Source organism: Peribacillus sp. NPDC094092 (genome assembly GCF_050279365.1).
Lineage (GTDB): Bacteria > Bacillota > Bacilli > Bacillales > DSM-1321 > Peribacillus.
This window is the reverse complement of record NZ_JBNNUC010000002.1, coordinates 837,370-856,180: the sequence shown is the minus strand read 5'-3', so window position 1 is coordinate 856,180 and position 18,811 is coordinate 837,370. Positions and strand designations below refer to the sequence as shown.

17 protein-coding genes, 1 other RNA gene and 1 other annotated feature are annotated in these 18,811 nt (G+C 44.6%); of the genes, 2 read left to right on the top strand and 16 right to left on the bottom strand.

All coding sequences use genetic code 11. From position 1 onward, the window contains the following. Positions 1 to 4 precede the first annotated feature (4 nt). The 5 genes from ACQKNS_RS13120 to ACQKNS_RS13100 all read right to left on the bottom strand — a co-directional run bounded on the left by ACQKNS_RS13120 (position 5) and on the right by ACQKNS_RS13100 (position 4,664). Complete coding sequence (locus ACQKNS_RS13120) at positions 5 to 712, bottom strand: ABC transporter ATP-binding protein (protein ID WP_427643433.1); 708 nt, start codon at positions 710 to 712, stop codon at positions 5 to 7. Then, the gene (locus ACQKNS_RS13115; protein ID WP_034308746.1) at positions 712 to 1,494 is read right to left on the bottom strand and encodes an ABC transporter ATP-binding protein; all 783 of its coding nucleotides are present in this window, start codon (positions 1,492 to 1,494) and stop codon (positions 712 to 714) included. The genes ACQKNS_RS13120 and ACQKNS_RS13115 overlap by 1 nt, the downstream gene beginning before the upstream one ends. Beyond that, positions 1,466 to 2,431: a branched-chain amino acid ABC transporter permease gene (locus tag ACQKNS_RS13110; RefSeq protein ID WP_427643432.1), complete on the bottom strand. Its 966-nt coding sequence runs from the start codon at positions 2,429 to 2,431 to the stop codon at positions 1,466 to 1,468. Before ACQKNS_RS13110 ends, ACQKNS_RS13115 begins: the two co-directional genes overlap by 29 nt. 13 nt (positions 2,432 to 2,444) lie before the next feature. After that, positions 2,445 to 3,323, bottom strand: coding sequence for a branched-chain amino acid ABC transporter permease (locus ACQKNS_RS13105; RefSeq protein WP_076365042.1), 879 nt, complete (start codon positions 3,321 to 3,323; stop codon positions 2,445 to 2,447). Between the two features lie 162 nt (positions 3,324 to 3,485). Next, a complete protein-coding gene (locus ACQKNS_RS13100; RefSeq protein WP_283931989.1) occupies positions 3,486 to 4,664 on the bottom strand; it encodes an ABC transporter substrate-binding protein in 1,179 nt (392 codons plus the stop codon). Positions 4,665 to 5,371: 707 nt separating this feature from the next. On the opposite strand from ACQKNS_RS13100, the gene ACQKNS_RS13095 reads away from it, so the two are divergent. After that, complete coding sequence (locus ACQKNS_RS13095) at positions 5,372 to 5,866, top strand: DinB family protein (RefSeq protein ID WP_427643429.1); 495 nt, start codon at positions 5,372 to 5,374, stop codon at positions 5,864 to 5,866. 122 nt (positions 5,867 to 5,988) lie between these two features. On the opposite strand, the gene ACQKNS_RS13090 is transcribed toward ACQKNS_RS13095, so the two are convergent. The 11 genes from ACQKNS_RS13090 to ACQKNS_RS13040 form a co-directional block, all read right to left on the bottom strand. Beyond that, positions 5,989 to 6,696, bottom strand: a complete 708-nt coding sequence (locus tag ACQKNS_RS13090) for an ABC transporter ATP-binding protein (protein ID WP_427643427.1) — start codon at positions 6,694 to 6,696, stop codon at positions 5,989 to 5,991. Then, a complete protein-coding gene (locus ACQKNS_RS13085) occupies positions 6,696 to 7,475 on the bottom strand; it encodes an ABC transporter ATP-binding protein (RefSeq protein ID WP_427643426.1) in 780 nt (259 codons plus the stop codon). Before ACQKNS_RS13085 ends, ACQKNS_RS13090 begins: the two co-directional genes overlap by 1 nt. Then, entirely contained in the window at positions 7,450 to 8,421 is a 972-nt protein-coding gene (locus tag ACQKNS_RS13080; RefSeq protein WP_427643424.1) for a branched-chain amino acid ABC transporter permease, read from the bottom strand. The genes ACQKNS_RS13085 and ACQKNS_RS13080 overlap by 26 nt, the downstream gene beginning before the upstream one ends. A 13-nt stretch (positions 8,422 to 8,434) precedes the next feature. Next, positions 8,435 to 9,313 (bottom strand): branched-chain amino acid ABC transporter permease, encoded by an 879-nt coding sequence (locus ACQKNS_RS13075; protein ID WP_427643422.1) that lies wholly within the window; start codon positions 9,311 to 9,313, stop codon positions 8,435 to 8,437. 76 nt (positions 9,314 to 9,389) lie between these two features. After that, the gene (locus ACQKNS_RS13070; RefSeq protein ID WP_427643420.1) at positions 9,390 to 10,577 is read right to left on the bottom strand and encodes an ABC transporter substrate-binding protein; all 1,188 of its coding nucleotides are present in this window, start codon (positions 10,575 to 10,577) and stop codon (positions 9,390 to 9,392) included. Between the two features lie 187 nt (positions 10,578 to 10,764). Next, positions 10,765 to 11,526 carry a tRNA threonylcarbamoyladenosine dehydratase gene (locus tag ACQKNS_RS13065; RefSeq protein ID WP_427643418.1) on the bottom strand — a complete coding sequence of 254 codons (762 nt, stop codon included), beginning with the start codon at positions 11,524 to 11,526 and terminating at the stop codon, positions 10,765 to 10,767. Between the two features lie 111 nt (positions 11,527 to 11,637). Beyond that, positions 11,638 to 12,786, bottom strand: coding sequence for a M20 family metallopeptidase (locus ACQKNS_RS13060; RefSeq protein ID WP_427643416.1), 1,149 nt, complete (start codon positions 12,784 to 12,786; stop codon positions 11,638 to 11,640). A 204-nt stretch (positions 12,787 to 12,990) separates the two neighbouring features. Then, positions 12,991 to 13,176: non-coding RNA, 6S RNA (ssrS, locus tag ACQKNS_RS13055), on the bottom strand. An 86-nt stretch (positions 13,177 to 13,262) separates the two neighbouring features. Next, complete coding sequence (aspS, locus tag ACQKNS_RS13050; RefSeq protein WP_427643414.1) at positions 13,263 to 15,032, bottom strand: aspartate--tRNA ligase; 1,770 nt, start codon at positions 15,030 to 15,032, stop codon at positions 13,263 to 13,265. Between the two features lie 12 nt (positions 15,033 to 15,044). After that, positions 15,045 to 16,316 (bottom strand): histidine--tRNA ligase, encoded by a 1,272-nt coding sequence (hisS, locus tag ACQKNS_RS13045; protein WP_427643412.1) that lies wholly within the window; start codon positions 16,314 to 16,316, stop codon positions 15,045 to 15,047. Positions 16,317 to 16,413: 97 nt separating this feature from the next. Further along, positions 16,414 to 16,650, bottom strand: a binding site (T-box leader). Positions 16,651 to 16,728: 78 nt separating this feature from the next. Beyond that, a complete protein-coding gene (locus ACQKNS_RS13040) occupies positions 16,729 to 16,902 on the bottom strand; it encodes a hypothetical protein (protein ID WP_053535815.1) in 174 nt (57 codons plus the stop codon). A gap of 128 nt (positions 16,903 to 17,030) precedes the next feature. On the opposite strand from ACQKNS_RS13040, the gene ACQKNS_RS13035 reads away from it, so the two are divergent. Then, entirely contained in the window at positions 17,031 to 18,800 is a 1,770-nt protein-coding gene (locus ACQKNS_RS13035) for an SH3 domain-containing protein (RefSeq protein WP_427643411.1), read from the top strand. The last annotated feature ends 11 nt before the right edge of the window (positions 18,801 to 18,811 follow it).

The following is an 18,811-nucleotide window of genomic DNA, read 5'->3' as shown; positions in this document are numbered from 1 at the left end:
CGGTTTAATGTCCACCTAAATAGGCATTCTTGATTTCTTCGCTTGCGGTCAGTTCCTCTGATTTTCCTGATAGGACGATTCGGCCGGTTTCGACAACATAGGCTCTGTCCGCGATGGATAGGGCTAAGTTGGCATTTTGTTCGACAAGCAGGATCGTCGTACCTGTTTTGTTGATTTCTTCGATGATGTTAAAGATTTGCTTCACCAATAATGGAGCGAGTCCCATCGATGGCTCGTCCAATAACAGGAGCCGGGGCTTGGCCATGAGGGCCCTGCCCATTGCGAGCATTTGCTGTTCCCCGCCGGAAAGGGTTCCGGATTGCTGTTTCAGGCGCTCTAGCAAACGCGGGAATAATTCATAGACTTTCTCCATATCCTGCTTGATGCCGGCCTTATCTTTGCGTAAATAAGCACCAAGCTGAAGGTTTTCTTCAACCGTCATGTTAGCAAAGACACGCCGGCCTTCAGGGACATGGGAGATGCCCATTTTCACGATGGATTGTGCTGCTTTTCCGCCGATGGATTGCCCTTCATAGATGATCTTCCCTTGTTTTGGTTTTAATAGGCCGGAAATGCTTTTCAGCATCGTGCTTTTCCCGGCTCCGTTCGCCCCGATAAGGGTCACGATTTCGCCTTGATTAATAGAAAGCGAGACCCCTTTCAAGGCTTGAATGTTTCCATAATAGACGTTGATGTCCTCGATTTTTAACATTATGAAACCTCCTCGCCCAGATAGGCCTCGATGACTTTTGGATTGTTACGGATTTCCTCTGGCTTTCCTTGAGCGATCAGTTGTCCGTGATCGAGTACATATATGCGTTCGCAAACACCCATGACGAGCGGCATATCATGTTCTATCAATAAAACGGTCAAATCGAATTTCTCACGGATGAGGGCAATCAGGTTCATGAGTTCGTGCGTTTCCTGGGGATTCATCCCTGCAGCCGGTTCATCCAGCAAAAGCAGTTTCGGGTTGGCTGCAAGTGCGCGGGCGATTTCCAGACGCCTTTGTTTACCATATGGCAGGTTCTTCGCCTTTTCATCCTTATATTGATCAAGGTTGAAGATCTTCAGGAATTCAATCGCCTTTTCATCCATTTCCTTTTCGCCTTTAAAATGGATCGGCATGCGGAAGATCGAACTTAAAATGCCATGCTTCGAAAGCGAATGATAGGCCACTTTAACATTATCGATTACGGATAGTTCACTGAATAAGCGAATGTTCTGGAATGTCCGGCTGATTCCTTTTTGCGTGATTTTATATGGAGGCAGTTTTCTTAAGTTCTCACCTTCCAAGGAAATGGTGCCCTCCGTCGGGACGTAAACTCCTGTCAGCAAATTAAAGAAAGTTGTTTTTCCAGCGCCGTTCGGCCCGATCAAGCCAATCAGTTCTCCTGGATATAACTCGACGTTAACATCAGAAACGGCTTTAAGCCCCCCGAACTGGATGCCGACTGAATCGACTTTAAGCAGCGGTGTTTTTATTTTTTTCATGGCTGCTTCCTCCTTTACGTTTGAACATGGATGTTAATTCTTTTGTCCCCATTAAACCTTGCGGACGATAGAGCATCATCACGATAAGCACAAGGCTGTAGATGATCATACGCGTTTCCGGATAATCCTGCAGGAATGTCGTGACTACCGTCAGTAATATCGCGGCCAATACGGCACCGGAAAGACTTCCAAGGCCGCCAAGTACCACTAGGATCAAAATATCGAATGATTTCAGGAATCCGAAGTTCGATGGCTGGATGATATAGAAGTTATGAGCGTAAAGCCCTCCGGCAATACCGGCAAAAAAAGCACCGATGGCAAACGCGACAACTTTGTAATACGTCGTGTTGATTCCCATCGAATCGGCAGCCGTCTCGTCCTCGCGGATCGATATGCAGGCCCTGCCATGGGTCGAGCTAGTGAAGTTCCGGATGACGATGAGCGTAACGATGACGGAAGCGAATACCCACGGCCAAGTGGTCAAATGGGAAACCTGCATGCCGCTCGCCCCGCCGACATAATCGATATTCAAAAGCATGATCCGGACGATTTCCCCAAAACCGAGGGTCGCAATCGCCAGGTAGTCACCTTTTAAGCGTAAGCTTGGAATTCCGATGATCAATCCGGCCAATGCTGACGCCAAACCGCCGACTATCAATGCCGCATAAAATGGCATTTCCAGCTTCATCGTCATAACGGCTGAAGCATAGGCACCGACTGCCAGGAATCCGGCATGCCCGATGGAGAACTGCCCGGTTATCCCGATGATCAAGTGCAGGCTCGCTGCCAGAATGATATTGATTCCGATGAACATGAGCGTATTTTGATAAAAAGGATTTAGCGATCCGCCGCCGATTAACACTTGAACTACGGCGAAAAAGATCAATGATAGTGAAATCGAGAGCCAAAAACCTTTTGCTCGCTTAATTGTAGTCATTGCTTTGTCTCCCCTATACTTTTTCTTTTTTGTTTTTACCGAATAAGCCTTGTGGCATGAAAATCAAGATAAGAATCAGTACGACGAAGGCTACAGCATCACGCCATAATGAGTAACCGGCGGCGCTGACCAAAGCTTCGATGACACCTAGCAATAAGCCACCGACCATCGCGCCCGGTATAATCCCGATCCCTCCAAGTACGGCGGCAACGAATGCCTTCAATCCCGGAAGCACACCCATGAGCGGTTCGATCTTAATATAGTAAATACCGAAAATGACGCCTGCTGCCCCAGCCAATGCGGAACCGATTGCAAAGGTGGCAGAAATCGTGTTATCGACATTAATACCCATCAGCTTAGCTGCATCCGCATCGAAGGAAACGGCACGCATCGCTTTTCCTATTTTTGATTTATGAACGATGATTTGTAGGATGATCATTAGAACGACTGCCACTCCAAAAATCAAAACGGATTGACTATTGATGGAAACTCCAAAAATATCGAACTTTTCTGTCGGCAATACATCATTCGGATAAGCTTCCGGCTGTGCACCGCGGACGTAGATGAATCCGTATTCGATCAAAAGGGAAACACCGATCGCAGTGATAAGTGCCGCAATACGTGTTGCATTACGCAATGGCTTGTACGCGATACGCTCGATCAAAACCCCAAACAGCGCACAGACCGTCATCGAGATTAATAGGGCGGGAATGAATGACAGATCAAGAACCGTTATCGAGTAAAACCCAACGAAGGAGCCGACCATGAATACATCGCCATGTGCGAAGTTTATCAATTTAACAATCCCGTAAACCATCGTATATCCGAGAGCGATAAGGGCATAAATACTTCCTAGTGAAACCCCGTTTATTAACTGTTGTATCAATTCCATGTTCGACTCTCCTTGAAAATCTAATTTTATGAGTGATTAGTCCAGACTCTTTTCATTCCATAATGGGGAAGTTCAGCGACCTGGTATGCTTTGAAAATGAGAATTCGCCAGCACCTTCATATTGACGAAGGGCCGGCGAAATGTTGGAGTTTTTCTCCGAAATTAAGGATTGATTTTTGTGTTGAATACTTGTTTTCCCTCTTTAAATTCAAGGATGGTAGCCGATTTGATTGGATTATGTTTTTCATCCAATGTGAATGTACCTGTTACAAGCTCAAGGTCCTTCGTTTTTTCCAGCGCTTCTTTGATTTTTTCTGAATCCGCTGAACCAGCACGTTTAATCGCGTCTGCAAGGAAGTATCCTGTGTCATATCCTAGAGCGTTAAATGCATCCGGGGATTTATCTTTGTACTTCGCTTTAAACGCTGACACAAAATTCTGAATTTTCTCATCAGGGTCACCTGAAGAATAATGGTTCGTGATGAACGTGTTATTTAGAGCTTTTGCACCGGCAATTTCAACTAGCTTAGGAGAATCCCAGCCGTCGCCGCCCATGAATGGAACGTCAAGACCAGTTTCGCGTGCCTGCTTCACGATCAGACCAGCTTCCTCATAGTAACCAGGAAGGAAAATGAAATCAGGTTTTGCCGATTTCAAACGAGTCAATGTGGAACGGAAATCAGTATCCTTCGCAATGTAAGCTTCCTCAGCCACGATCTTACCGCCATTTTTTTCGAATTGTTCTTTAAAGGCTGCGGCTAACCCTTTTGAATAATCACTTGCGCTGTCAATATAGATGGCTGCACTTTTCGCTTTGATTTCTTTAGTGGCGAAATTCGCAGCTACCGTCCCTTGGAACGGATCGATGAAGCTTGTCCGGAAAATGTAATCGTTCAATTTATCCTTGCTGAAAGTGATTTCAGGGCTTGTACCAGATGGTGAGATGACCGGCACTTTATTATCTTGGGCAATCTGCACTTGTGCAATCGAGTTCGTGCTTGTCGCTGCACCGACGATCGCCGCAACTTGATCTTGTGATGTCAGCTTGATCGCTCCGCTTGTCGCTTCAGATGCTTCAGATTTATTATCGACTTTTATTAGTTTGATTTTTTTACCATCAATGCCTTCTTTATTGATTTCTGCAGTAGCAAGCTCCAGGCCTTCTGCAATCGATTGTCCATATGAGGCTACTCCGCCAGATAATTCAAGGTTGACACCGATCTTGATCGTATCTCCATCCCCGCTTGATTTTTCTGATGAACCCGAGCCGGAACAACCAGCCAGCACTCCTGCAGCAAGTGTTAGAGAAAGAAATGCACCTGCTAACTTTTTCTTTTTCATAAATAATCCCCCCATTTTGTAATCAAGCTCTGATGCATGCATATTTATTCAAGATGCCTCAGAAAAATTTGATTAGATGAAATGTTTCAAATTAAATTAATATTTCGAAAAATAGTTTACCGCATAATTTTCATTCCGTCTATACAATAATTGTGAGAAGATTTCGGTAAATAGGATATTTTTCACAGGGAGTACTATATCATTTTTATCTTTATATATTTTAAATATTGAGAAAACAGCAGATATAATCAGAAAAAACTGATAATTTAATTATATTGATATTGTAAATTCTTTAATTATTGCTGAAAAAAATTTATTCATTTTCTTATTTTCCTCATCCTATTAATTACATTTTTACCAAAATACAAGTATATTGATAGGGAATTAAACCCAGTTTTTTTGTTGTTTTTTAGTCTTAATTCCTATATCAAAATTGAATAATACTATACTGGATGTATAAAATCATGCATGAATATCCCCTGCTTTTATCTCCCTGCATATTATGCATATCAATCAAAAAGCCGCCAAATGGCGTTTGTTTTAGATAGTTGTTCTTTCTTAGTTAACACAACGTATGATAAACTGATATTATCAGAATTTTCCAAATGCAAATTGAACAAGGAATTGGCATGACACTTTAATTAGTGAGCTATCTGCCATGCGCAAATGAATTTTGACCAAAGGAAATTAAATGAGGGGGATAGAAAATGGATGTAAAAACACTTTTGTTACAGCAATGGGCAAGCTGCTTAGATGAAGAGGACTGGTTTCCACCACTTGAAAAAGTGCTAGAGGATATCACTTTTGAACAGGCAATTTGGAAACCGGCTGACGGGGCAATGAATTCCATTTGGGAATTAGTTTGTCATTTACTTTTCTATGAAAAAAGATTCCTAGTGCGATTTCTTGGTGAAACAGCGAATGAACCACAGGCAGATAATAATGATTCTACATTTCGATTACCAACTGAGACGTTAGAAAATTGGAAGGAAACAAAACAAGAATACTTTTATGTTCATCGTGAACTTGGAAAAATACTAGCAAAATCAGAACATGAAGATTTGTATAGACAGGTCCCAGGAGAAGATCATTCATTAGTGCTTGAATTGAAGAGTTTAGCCATGCACGACGCATATCATATTGGGCAAATTGTATTCCTAAGTAAAATGCAAGGAGCTTGGGCAGCGAAACGCAGCTTTTAATGGAATAAGAAGGGGAACGTCCAAATATCGGACGTTCCCCTATTTAATGCCTGAAAAACAACAATGCTACTTAACAACATAATACTCCTTTTGTCTACACACTCAAACTGCCAAACGGCGGTTCAATGGCCTCCTAAATAGGCCATTTTTATTTCTTCACTTGAAGTGAGCTCATCGGCATTGCCCGAGAGGACGATTCGGCCCGTTTCAACGACATAAGCCCGATCTGCAATGGATAGAGCAAGGTTGGCGTTTTGCTCGACCAAAAGGATCGTCGTGCCGGACTCACTGATTTCCTGGATGATGTTGAATATTTGCTTTACCAAAAGCGGTGCAAGGCCCATCGACGGTTCATCGAGCAATAATAAACGCGGTTTTGCCATTAAAGCCCGGCCCATTGCAAGCATCTGCTGTTCTCCGCCTGAAAGCGTGCCAGCCTGCTGTTTGATTCTCTCCAGCAGTCTCGGAAATAACTCATAGACGTTTTTCATGTCTTTATTAATGTTCTCTTTGTCTTTTCGCAAATAGGCCCCAAGCTCCAGGTTTTCGGCAACCGTCATGTTAGCAAAGACACGGCGCCCTTCAGGTACATGGGATATGCCCATTTTCACGATGGACTGGGCAGCTTTCCCTCCGATCGGATTGCCTTCGAACAGAACTTTTCCTTGCTTTGGTTTCAACAGGCCGGATATCGTTTTGAGCAACGTGCTTTTTCCCGCTCCGTTCGCCCCGATCAAAGTCACGATCTCCCCCTCGTTTATCTCCATGGAAACCCCTTTTAACGCTTGGATATTTCCATAATAAACATTGATGTCCTCTATTTTCAGCATCAGGAAACCTCCTCCCCTAAATATGCCTCGATAACTTTTGGATCGTTGCGGATTTCTTCCGGTTTTCCATGAGCGATAAGCTGTCCATGATCAAGGACATAAATTCGTTCGCATACCCCCATGACCAATGACATATCATGTTCGATGAGCAAAACGGTAAGATTGAATTCCCTCCGGATAAAAGCGATGAGGTTCATCAATTCTTTCGTTTCATGCGGGTTCATCCCGGCTGCCGGTTCATCCAGTAAAAGAAGTTTCGGATTGGCGGCAAGAGCACGGGCAATTTCCAGCCGCCTTTGCTGTCCGTATGGAAGGTTCTTCGCTTTTTCATCCTTAAAGTGGTCAAGGTTGAATATCTTCAAAAATTCCAGTGCCTTTTCATTCATTTCCTTTTCCCCAAAAAAGTGTCCCGGCACCCGGAATATGGAGCTTGCAATTCCATGCTTGGCAAGCGAGTGGTAAGCAACCTTCACGTTATCGATCACGGATAGCTCACTGAAGAGGCGAATATTTTGAAAGGTCCTCGAAATCCCTTTCCGGGTAATTTTATATGGCGGCTGCTTATTAAGATTTTCCCCGTTCAAGGCAATCGTTCCTTCTGTCGGGACATACACACCCGTCAATAAATTGAAGAAGGTCGTTTTCCCAGCTCCATTCGGTCCGATCAAGCCTACTAGTTCCCCTGGAAATAATTCGACGTTCACATCGGATACCGCCTTCAATCCGCCAAAACGGATACCTACCGAATCTACTTTAAGCAACGGTATTGTGGCTTCCATCCTTTTTGCCCCCTTTCGTTTTGTTATGTTTGAACAATGATGTGATTTCTCTTGTTCCCATTAAACCCTGCGGGCGGAAAATCATCATCAGGATCAGGACAAGACTGTAGATGATCATCCTCGTTTCCGGATAATCCTGAAGGAATGTCGTCACGATCGTCAGGAGGATTGCGGCCAAAACCGAGCCTGAAAGACTGCCAAGACCGCCAAGTACGACGAAAATCAGTATATCGAAGGATTTCAGGAAACCGAAATTCGATGGCTGGATAATATAAAAATTATGGGCATAAAGCGATCCGGCAATTCCGGCAAAAAAAGCTCCGATGACGAAAGCCGCCACTTTATAATAGGTCGTATTGATTCCCATCGCATCCGCCGCCGTTTCATCTTCCCTTACGGATATGCATGCACGCCCGTGAGTCGAATTGGTGAAATTCCTTATGACTAAGATGGTGATCATGACACAGGCAAAGACCCATGGCCAAGTGGTCAGATGGGATACCTGCATCCCGCTTGCCCCGCCTACATAGTCAATATTCAAAAGGACGATCCGGACAATTTCCCCAAATCCAAGCGTAGCGATCGCCAAATAATCCCCCTTCAGACGCAAGCTGGGAATTCCGATCACCATACCCGCAACTGCGGCGATGACGCCCCCTGCCACAATAGCCAGGATGAAAGGAAGTTCCAGCTTCATGGTGATGACTGCGGAAGCATAGGCCCCCACCGCTAAAAAACCTGCATGTCCGATCGAGAACTGTCCTGTTATTCCAATGATTAAATGAAGGCTTGTCGCCAGCATGATATTGATGCCGATGAACATGAGCGTGTTGATATAAAATGGATTAAGGATACCGTTTGTAATGGTGTACTGCATGATTCCGAAAAAAATAAGTGCGAGCACGATCGAGAGCCAAAAACCCTTTGAATTCTTTAAAGTAGTCATCGCCATGTCTCCCCTATACTTTTTCTCTTTTATTTTTACCGAACAGTCCTTGCGGCAAGAAAATCAAAATCAAGATAAGTACGACGAAAGCCACACCATCGCGCCATAATGAGTAACCGGCTGCACTGACCAAAGCTTCGATCACTCCAAGCAGCAGACCGCCGACCATCGCTCCCGGAATGATGCCGATGCCGCCCAGGACGGCTGCAACAAATGCTTTAAGGCCAGGAAGGACACCCATCAATGGTTCGATTTTAATATAGTAGATTCCAAAAATGACACCAGCCGCCCCTGCCAGTGCAGAACCTATGGCGAACGTGGCTGAAATCGTATTATTCACATTGATTCCCATCAGCTTTGCCGCTTCGGAATCGAATGAAACGGCGCGCATCGCTTTGCCGATTTTGGTTTTATGGACAACGAATTGTAGGATGATCATCAATATGATGGAAACAGATAAGATCAATATCGATTGACTGCTGATGGAAACTCCCAATATATCGAGTTTATCCATCGGAAGGACATTATTTGGATAGGCTTCCGGCTGGGCGCCCCGGATGTAAATCAGCCCATTTTCTATGAGAAGGGAAACACCGATGGCCGTTATCAAGGCCGCAATCCGTGTTGCATTACGAAGGGGTTTATAAGCAATGCGTTCAATTAAAACGCCAAAGACGGCACATGTGACCATCGAAAGCAATAAAGCCGGGATGAAGGATAAGTCCATTACGGTAATGGCGTAAAACCCTACAAATGAACCGACCATGAATACGTCTCCATGGGCGAAGTTTATGAGCTTGACGATTCCATATACCATCGTATAACCAAGCGCGATCAAAGCATAAATGCTTCCGAGTGAAATCCCATTTACCAATTGCTGAATCAGTTCCATATTGCACTCTCCCCGTTAAGGTGTTTTTTAAGTGAATATAGAATAGGGGGAACTTGCCCCCTATCCACGTAAGGTATTATGGATTGATTTTTGTCTTGAACGTTTGTTTGCCATCTACATATTCCAGGATGGTCGCCGATTTGATCGGATCATGGTTTTCATCAAGGTTCAGTGTTCCGGAAACTAATTGAAGATCTTTGACATCTTCCAATGCTTGTCTGATTTTTTCAGGGGAAGCATCTCCAGATCTCTTGATGGCATCGGCCAGGTAGTACCCAGTGTCATAGCCAAGTGCGGCAAAGGCATCCGGTGTTTTACCGTATTCCTTTTCGAAGGCTGCAACGAAATCCTGGATTTTGGCCTCTTCATCTTCCGGGGAATAGTGATTCGTGATATAGGTATTTTTTAAAGCATCCGCTCCGGCGATTTCAACGACCTTCGGGGAATCCCAGCCGTCCCCGCCCATGAATGGAAGGTCTATGCCGTCTTCACGTGCCTGTTTCAAGATCAATCCGACTTCTTCATAATAACCAGGAAGGAAAACGAACTCCGGTTTTGCTGATTTGATACGTGTCAATGTAGAGCGGAAATCAGTATCTTTCGTTACATAAGCTTCTTCTGCCACGATTTTACCGCCCTTGGCAGTGAACGCTTTTTTAAAAGCCGCGGCCAGTCCTTTAGAATAATCACTTGCGCTATCCACATAGATCGCAGCCGTCTTTGCCCCTATTTCGTCAGATGCGAAATTGGCTGCCACCGTACCTTGGAATGGATCGATGAAGCAAGTTCTGAACACATAATCATTTAATTTTCCAGCTTTGTTTGTAATGTCGGGATTTGTTGCAGTTGGTGTGAGTAGAGGAACTTGATTATCTTGAGCGACTTGAACCTGTGCCAATGTATTCGTGCTTGTTGCAGATCCGACTACAGCCACAACCTTGTCCTGGCTGACTAACTTGATCGAACCGCTTGTAGCTTCCGCTGCATCTGATTTATTATCAACCTTAACGATTTCCAGTTTTTTACCGTCGATGCCTTCTTTATTAATCTCATCGATGGCCAGTTTCAAACCATCTGCGGCCGATTGGCCGAATGATGCCGTACCTCCGGACAATTCAAGGTTGGCCCCAATTTTAATCGTGTCACCCGATTTGGATGAACCTCCGCCTGAACTGCTAGTTTTCGAGTCGCCGCTACAACCTGCCAGCGCCCCTGCAACCAATGAAAGTGATAGAAACACTCCTGCTAGCTTTTTCTTCTTCATTTGAAACCCCCTTGTTTTGTGTGTTCTTTTTAAACGAATAGAATATCTGAATAAAAATAATATTCTGAAAATAGTTTATCTCATTCTTTCGACCCCGTCTATATGATATGGATAAAAAAGTTATTAAAAGGAATATCTACTATTCGACAAAAAAAAACTGACCCATTATAGAGTCAGTTGCTTTTTATCAATCGTTTACACGGCGAACTTCAATGTCTTTCAATATATCATTGACCACCCAGCTTGCTGCAATCAAGCCCGCAACGGATGGGACGAAAGCATTCGAGGACGGAGGCATTTGCGCTTTACGGATTTTTGCCTCATCATTGCCGACCTCTTTCCGGACATCCTCACGAATGACAATAGGGCTCTCGTCGGAGAAAACAACGGGAATTCCCTTTGTTATGCCCTCTTTACGCAACCTAGTACGAATGACCTTGGCAAGCGGATCGGTATGCGTTTTGGAAATATCGGCAATTTGAAAACGCGTCGGGTCCATCTTATTAGCGGCCCCCATGCTTGAAATCACCTTGATATTCCGTTTCAGGCATTCCTTCATCACATGGATCTTATAAATGACCGTATCCGATGCATCAATGACATAGTCCAGGCCATAACTGAAGAATTCTTCAAACGTCTCTTCCGTGTAGAACATTTTAAGCGCGATCACTTCGCAGTCGGGGTTAATGTCTTGAATGCGGTTTTTCATCAATTCGGCTTTCGGTTGACCGACTGTTGATAATAGGGCATGGATCTGCCTATTTACATTTGTGATGTCGACATCATCTTTATCCACAAGAATAATACGTCCTACCCCTGTACGTGCCAATGCTTCGGCTGAAAATGAACCAACGCCTCCAACACCTAGGACAGCAACGGTCGTGTTTTTCAGTATATCGATTCCTTCCTTGCCTATTGCCAATTCATTTCGTGAAAACTGATGCAGCATATATATTCAACTCCAATAAATTCTGTTCTTATTTAGCTTCCCAATTAACAATATATCATAAACATCATTAATGACAAGCGAAATATGAGCAGTCTAATCGGAATTGGTGCACTAGGTCATTTTTGATAATTTTTGAATGACGGTTGCCAATAGAAGGGTCCTTTCCGTCAGGCTTGGAATTTCCAAATACTCCTCTTCACTATGTGCATTGCCTCCAATTGGCCCGAGTCCATCCACTGTCGCGATTCCCAAATCTGACGTAATGGAAGCATCCGAACCTCCACCCGTGGCCGTATCCGTGATTTCGATGCCGATTTCCTTCCCAGCCTGACGGATCGTCTCTAAAAGCAAGTTCGTTTTCTCATTCTTTTCCATGGGAGACCGGTCCATTTTCCCGCTTAATGTCGTTTTCGTTCCTGAAATATAGGTTTCGGCACAGATTTTTTTCAGTTGCTTGAGAATGATGCCTTCCTGCCTTTTTTCCGAAATCCGCACATCCACAAAAGCAGCCGCATGGGAAGCGATCGTATTGACAGCGGACCCTCCTTCAATCATGCCGACATTGACGCTGATTCCTTTCTGTTGATCATTCAATCGGTGTAAGGCGATGATTTTATGGGCCAATTCTTCAATTGCACTTCGTCCCTTTTCCGGTTCGATTCCTGAATGGGCGGCCACCCCGACGATATCCACTTTAAACTGACCGCAGCCCCTTCTTGCCGTGACAAGCGATCCATCCGTCCTAGCCGGTTCAAGAATTAACGCGAACTTCTTATTGGCCGCTTTTTCCGATATGAGCGAAGCGGACGAAGGAGATCCGATTTCCTCATCACTATTAAGAACGATTTGGATATGCTTATAGCCTGTCTGCCCCGTCTGTTTCAAGCAAAGGATCGCATAAAAAAGCTCAACCAAACTGGACTTCATATCCGCTACGCCAGGACCGTATGCCCGACTTCCTTTCACATTAAAAGGACGTTTTTGCGCTGTGCCTTCCGGAAAGACCGTATCCATATGGGCGACGACCAGAATATGCGGTTGTTGCGCATCACGATGCTGGATGACCAGCTGATTGCCATAATTCTGTTGCTCAACGGTATTCACAATAAAATCCAGACTTTCAAATTTCGTTTTTAAAATCGATCCAATTTCATCAATACCCTTTTTCGTATGAGAACCACTATCTATATTCACTAGCCGCTCCACCAATTGAAGCATTTCCATCCTCTTTGCATACAATAAATCTTTCAAAGCCCTCACTACTTTCTATCCTTGGCTGACTATTGCTCAACCTTACTATAATTTACGAATCTATATTGCGGAATGTTACTTAATTGAGAATATTTGAAGTTTATTCGATGGTTTTTTAGTTTTTTCGTGAGTTTGGGGTATTTACTCGTGGATTCACTTTTTTGACGCACAAAAAAACCCATGTTGTTTAACATGAGTTGCTTTGTAAAGTGTAAAAGTCCCAATTGTGCCGTTTACGCCTTTGTTTTGAACCCGCTCTCCGCAGGTGGGTGCTCGGTTCCTCGCGTTTGTAAGTCCTCTTCGAAGGAGGCTTTTACGCGGCCAGGAAACTAGTGCTCCCGGTAACTATAAGTGTTCGGTCAAAACTTATAGGTTAAAGAACGAACACATCAGGACTCTTACTTATTGAAGACATCATATCATAATGCTTAACTCTGTTTCAAGAAAAAACACCTAGGTATTTTTTCATATTTTTGCCAAATGAATTACTTTTTAAGTGCAGCTAGTCTTAGGTTAAGTTCAGCCAATTGCTTGTCACTTACAGTGCTTGGTGCGTCAACGAGCAGGTCGCTTGCGCTTGCTGTTTTCGGGAACGCGATGGTGTCGCGAAGGTTCGTGCGGCCCGCGAGCAGCATGACCATGCGGTCCAGTCCAAGGGCGATCCCGCCGTGTGGAGGTGTTCCGTATTCGAATGCATCCATCAGGAAGCCGAATTGTGCGTTTGCTTCTTCTTCGGTGAATCCAAGTACTTTGAACATTTTTTCCTGAACGTCGCGTTCGAATATCCGCAGTGATCCACCGCCAAGTTCGTAGCCGTTCAAGACAAGGTCATATGCTTGTGCACGGACGCTTGCTGGGTCTGATTCCAATTTGTCCATGTCTTCACGGAATGGCATTGTGAATGGATGGTGTGCTGCATAGTAGCGTCCTTCATCTTCGTCATATTCAAATAATGGCCAGTCCGTCACCCATAGGAAGTTGAATTTGCTTTGATCGATCAAGCCTCTTTCTTTACCAAGCTTGTTGCGAAGTGCTCCAAGTGCATCGGCGACTATGCCTTTCTTATCCGCGACGAATAAGATTAGATCGCCCACTTCTGCTTCGACTGCGGATACTAATTGCTCTTGATCTTCTGCGAAGAATTTCGCGATCGGCCCTTTTACGCCGTCTTCTTCCACTTTCAGCCATGCAAGGCCTTTTGCACCGTAAATCGCTGCAAATTCAGCCAATCCATCAATATCTTTACGGGAATAATCCGCATTTCCGTCTTTAACGACGATCGCCTTCACTTGTCCGCCGCTTTCGACAGCGCCTGTGAACACTTTGAAATCACTGTCCTTGACGATTTCGGAAACATCTTTCAGTTCCATTCCGAAGCGTGTATCCGGTTTGTCGGAACCGTAACGGCCCATCGCTTCATTGTATGTCATTCTAGGGAATGGCAGTGTTACATCCAATCCTTTTACGTCTTTCATCACTTTAGCCATCATGTTTTCAGCGGTGTTAATGATATCCTCTTGGCTCATGAAGCTTGTTTCAATATCGATTTGCGTGAATTCGGGCTGTCTGTCAGCACGTAAGTCTTCATCACGGAAACAGCGGGCAATTTGATAATAACGTTCGAAACCGGATACCATCAATAGCTGCTTGAAGATTTGCGGTGACTGCGGAAGTGCATAGAACTCACCTTCGTGTACACGGCTAGGCACTAAATAATCACGTGCTCCTTCAGGTGTACTTTTCGTTAAGATAGGTGTTTCGATATCAAGGAAGCCTTCTCCGTCCAGGTAATCACGGATCGCTTTTGTTGTTTGGTTACGCATTTTCAACGTTTCGAACATCGCTGGACGACGCAGGTCCAAATAACGATATTTCAAGCGGATGTCTTCTGATACATCCGTTCTTTCATCAATGATGAATGGAGGGGTCTTTGCTTCGTTTAAAATTGTAACGTTTTCAGCTTGAACTTCGACCGTCCCTGTTGTTACGTTCGGATTGAAGTTCGCTTCATCACGTTTGATGACCGTTCCTTGGATATCAAGGACGTATTCATTACGGATTTTTTCGGCTGTGGCCAGCGCGTCTGCCGAGATGTCAGGATTGAAAACGACTTGGACGACTCCGCTTCTGTCACGAAGGTCGATAAAGATGACCCCGCCCAAATCCCGGCGTTTTTGTACCCATCCTTTTAATGTTACTTTTTCACCAATAGCTGCTTCTGTCACTTCACCATTGAAGTATGTTCTGCCAAACATGGTATTTCCCCCTTAAGCCTGTAGCTTTTTGAATTGTTCAACGAATGTAGCAAGATCCATTTGGACTTGTTCACCGGTTTCCATGAACTTCACATTGATTTTATTATTTGCCAATTCATCATCCCCGAGTGTCGCCACATATCTTGCTTCGAGGCGGTCGGCTGATTTGAATTGTGCTTTCACTTTACGGTCTTGATAGTCTTTTTCGACAGTGAAACCGGCATTCCGCAATTGATGGGCAAGTTTGACGGTATAATCCTTGGCCGTTTCACCTAATGAGACAAGATAGCAGTCAATTCCCTTTTTGATCGGAAGCTCGATGTTTTCTGCTTGTAGGGCAGCAATCAGGCGTTCAATGCTAAGTGCAAAGCCGATTCCCGGTGTTTCCGGTCCGCCAAGTTCTTCAGCCAGCCCGTTATAACGGCCGCCTCCGCAAAGGGTAGTGATGGCGCCAAAGCCTTCTGCATCACTCATGATTTCAAATGCGGTATGATTATAGTAATCCAAGCCCCGCACTAGTGTCGGATCTTCGACGAAATCGATTTCCAAATCGGTTAAGTGCTGTTTCACCTTTTCAAAATAAATACGGGATTCATCATTTAAATATTCAATGATGGAAGGAGCCGTGTTCATCAATTCGTGATCATGATCCTTTTTGCAATCCAGGATACGCAAAGGATTTTTTTCGAGGCGGTTTTGGCAATCGCCGCAAAACTCGCCGATGCGTGGTTCGAAATGTTTGATTAACGCATTGCGATGCGCTGTCCGGCTTTCCTTATCACCAAGGCTGTTGATCACAAGTTTCAGCTTTTTCAAACCAAGTTCCTTGTAAAGGTTCATCGCAAGTGACAGGACCTCTGCATCGATTCCGGGATCCTTGCTACCTAAAGCTTCGATGCCGAATTGAACGAACTGGCGGAACCGGCCTGCTTGCGGACGTTCGTAACGGAACATCGGCCCGATATAATAAAGCTTGACCGGTTGATTGGCCCACCCGAACATTTTGTTCTCGATATATGACCGTACAACCGATGCGGTGCCTTCCGGACGAAGGGTCAGGTTCCTTTCACCGCGATCTTGAAATGAGTACATTTCTTTTTGTACGATATCGGTTGTATCCCCTACACCACGTAGAAATAATTCCGTATGCTCAAAAATCGGTGTGCGGATTTCTTTATATTGGTAACGGTGACAAATCTCACGCGCTGTGTTCTCGATATACTGCCAAATTTCCGTTTGGCCAGGCAATAAATCCTGGGTACCTCTAGGAATCTGAATAGACATGTGTGTTTCCTCCTTTAAAGCAAGACGCCATTTCTATTACGGCGCTATACTGATTTTTTCCAAACAAAAAACTCCCGCCCCTTGTAACTAATCCGTTACAAGGGACGAGAGTTTGGATATCCCGTGGTGCCACCCTAGTTGAAGCACAAAAAAAGTGCCCCCGCTCAAGAACAGTTAACGCCTGTTTTACGTCCATCTCCTATTAAGTAAATCCGTTCGGAGTGAAGCCTACGGAGGGTTCTTTCATTAAGTCATCATGTGGAATGCTTTCAGCCTCGGCATTTCCTCTCTTTTCATGTGTTTCTTAATTACTCTTCTCCATCATTGGTTATTGCAGTAATAAGTCTGATATTTTATAATCATACGGACGTTAACATCAAATGTCAAGGCAGACTGAGGATTTTGTCGCATTTTATTGGTTCAAACGTTTTTTCAAATTTTTCACTGTCCGGACATTGACCCCGAATTCGGATGCCAATTCAACAAGGTTTGCGCTTTGTTCCTTTTGAATGAAATCGTGAAAATCGACACCCAGTACTTGATTGCCCCCGCTTAAGCTCGTTTGATCTTTTTCGCTGAATTTCATGTGGTTCCCTCCTAGAGTTATATACGCTCTATTCTTTCCTAAAAAAAATGTTTTTTGCACAAGGAAAGAGGGAAATTTTCATTGAACGAGAATACATACATATAGACATTAAAAGGGAGAGACAACTTATGAAGAAAAAATCGGGTTTATTCGGCCTGACACTGATGCTGATATTCTCAGCGATTTTCCCCATGCATCACGCTTTTGGAAAAGATGAAGGAGAAAATATCGTGACGACCCAAGTCGTCAATGTCCGTGAAGGTGCAGGCCTCAGTTTCCCTATCGTAAAAAAACTGGAAAAAGGGGAATCGTATCCCATTCTGAATGAGGATGGAGACTGGATCGAAATCCGGATCGGCGTCGGCAAAACGGGATGGGTTGCCAATTGGCTGGTGGAGAAACAAACGGGGTCTGATTCCACTCAGGTCAAGAAAGAAGCAGGACAAGGCGTGATAACAGGCAGCTCCGTCCGCGTCCGTACAGGTCCCGGCACTACCTTTCAAACGGTTGGGTCCTTGAGTAAAGGAACGGCAGTTGACATCATTGAAAAGAATGAAAATTGGATAAAAGCCAAAACGGCGGATATCGAAGGCTGGGTCTCATCTGACTACTTGAAGCTTCCCGCCACATCAGGAAATGCAGCGAAGAAAGATTCAACGAAGGAAAAAACAACGAATCGATCCGTAAAAACCGGGGTTACATTGGTGGACCGGCTCAATGTCCGTTCGGAACCATCGACAAGTAGTGCCTCGCTCGGAAAGCTGAATAAAAATACGGCAGTGACCGTTTATAGGGTTGAAAATGAATGGGCTGAAATTGATTTCCAAGGAGCCCGCGGTTGGGTAGCTGAACCTTACATACAAGTAAGCGAAGATAATGATGTCCTAAAAAATGAGACGGCAGGCGCCACTGCAAGGGTGACCGCTACGGGTTTAAATGTCAGGAAAGAAGCCTCCCTCTCAAGTAAGGTCATCGGTTCGGTGAACAAGGATGAGACTTACGCCGTCCTGCAAACAAAGGGAAATATGACACAGATAAAGCTCTCCGGTTCAAAAAAGGGCTGGGTCGTGAGTTGGTACCTGGAAAAAGAGAATGTTGAACAAACGGCGAAGGAAAAGAAAGTTGATGTAAAAGGAAACAAGATTACCATCCTTCATGATGGTACAATCCTTAGAAGCGAGCCTGATGGCAACTCAAAGATTGTAAAGCAGGTCAATTCAGGTGAAACGTTCTCCGCATCAGGAATGGAAGGCGACTGGTATTCCATTAAACTTAAGGGCGGAAAAACAGCTTATGTGGCTGGATGGATCGTGACGATTGAAGGGAATCCCGAGCAGATCCAACGGCCTGGCGTTGAGAAATACTTAAAGGATAAAACCATTGTGATCGATCCCGGCCATGGCGGCAGGGATAGCGGTACAATCGGCGTCGGTGGAACACTTGAGAAAAACCTGACGACTCGAACGGCAGAATTGCTGCGGGACAAGCTTCAGGCGGCAGGAGCTAAGGTGATCCTGACCAGAAGCGGAAATACCTATGTTCCACTCCCTTCCCGGGTCAGCACTTCACATATACATAACGCGGATGCTTTCATCAGCCTCCATTATGATAGCACCAAGGACCAGATCACCAGCGGGATAACAACATACTACTATCATGACTATCAGCATGCATTGGCGGCTACACTGGCCAATTCGCTCGGTTCTACCATGCAGGTGCCCAATCGGGGTTCACGTTACGGGAATTTTCATGTTATCCGTGAAAATAAACGGGTGGCCACACTCATTGAACTAGGTTATTTAAGCAATCCAGTGGAAGAACTGACGTTAACATCGAATGAATATCAAGAAAAAATCACATCGGCCATCTATAACGGATTGGCGCGTTATTTTAAATAAAGTTCAGAAAA

Excerpts from the sequence above, each read along its gene's own strand:
- ACQKNS_RS13120 (WP_427643433.1), bottom strand. The coding sequence starts at position 712 with ATGTTAAAAATCGAGGACATCAACGTCTATTATGGAAACATTCAAGCC.
- ACQKNS_RS13115 (WP_034308746.1), bottom strand. The coding sequence starts at position 1,494 with ATGAAAAAAATAAAAACACCGCTGCTTAAAGTCGATTCAGTCGGCATC.
- ACQKNS_RS13110 (WP_427643432.1), bottom strand. The coding sequence starts at position 2,431 with ATGACTACAATTAAGCGAGCAAAAGGTTTTTGGCTCTCGATTTCACTA.
- ACQKNS_RS13105 (WP_076365042.1), bottom strand. The coding sequence starts at position 3,323 with ATGGAATTGATACAACAGTTAATAAACGGGGTTTCACTAGGAAGTATT.
- ACQKNS_RS13100 (WP_283931989.1), bottom strand. The coding sequence starts at position 4,664 with ATGAAAAAGAAAAAGTTAGCAGGTGCATTTCTTTCTCTAACACTTGCT.
- ACQKNS_RS13095 (WP_427643429.1), top strand. The coding sequence starts at position 5,372 with ATGGATGTAAAAACACTTTTGTTACAGCAATGGGCAAGCTGCTTAGAT.
- ACQKNS_RS13090 (WP_427643427.1), bottom strand. The coding sequence starts at position 6,696 with ATGCTGAAAATAGAGGACATCAATGTTTATTATGGAAATATCCAAGCG.
- ACQKNS_RS13085 (WP_427643426.1), bottom strand. The coding sequence starts at position 7,475 with ATGGAAGCCACAATACCGTTGCTTAAAGTAGATTCGGTAGGTATCCGT.
- ACQKNS_RS13080 (WP_427643424.1), bottom strand. The coding sequence starts at position 8,421 with ATGACTACTTTAAAGAATTCAAAGGGTTTTTGGCTCTCGATCGTGCTC.
- ACQKNS_RS13075 (WP_427643422.1), bottom strand. The coding sequence starts at position 9,313 with ATGGAACTGATTCAGCAATTGGTAAATGGGATTTCACTCGGAAGCATT.
- ACQKNS_RS13070 (WP_427643420.1), bottom strand. The coding sequence starts at position 10,577 with ATGAAGAAGAAAAAGCTAGCAGGAGTGTTTCTATCACTTTCATTGGTT.
- ACQKNS_RS13065 (WP_427643418.1), bottom strand. The coding sequence starts at position 11,526 with ATGCTGCATCAGTTTTCACGAAATGAATTGGCAATAGGCAAGGAAGGA.
- aspS (WP_427643414.1), bottom strand. The coding sequence starts at position 15,032 with ATGTTTGGCAGAACATACTTCAATGGTGAAGTGACAGAAGCAGCTATT.
- hisS (WP_427643412.1), bottom strand. The coding sequence starts at position 16,316 with ATGTCTATTCAGATTCCTAGAGGTACCCAGGATTTATTGCCTGGCCAA.
- ACQKNS_RS13040 (WP_053535815.1), bottom strand. The coding sequence starts at position 16,902 with ATGAAATTCAGCGAAAAAGATCAAACGAGCTTAAGCGGGGGCAATCAA.
- ACQKNS_RS13035 (WP_427643411.1), top strand. The coding sequence starts at position 17,031 with ATGAAGAAAAAATCGGGTTTATTCGGCCTGACACTGATGCTGATATTC.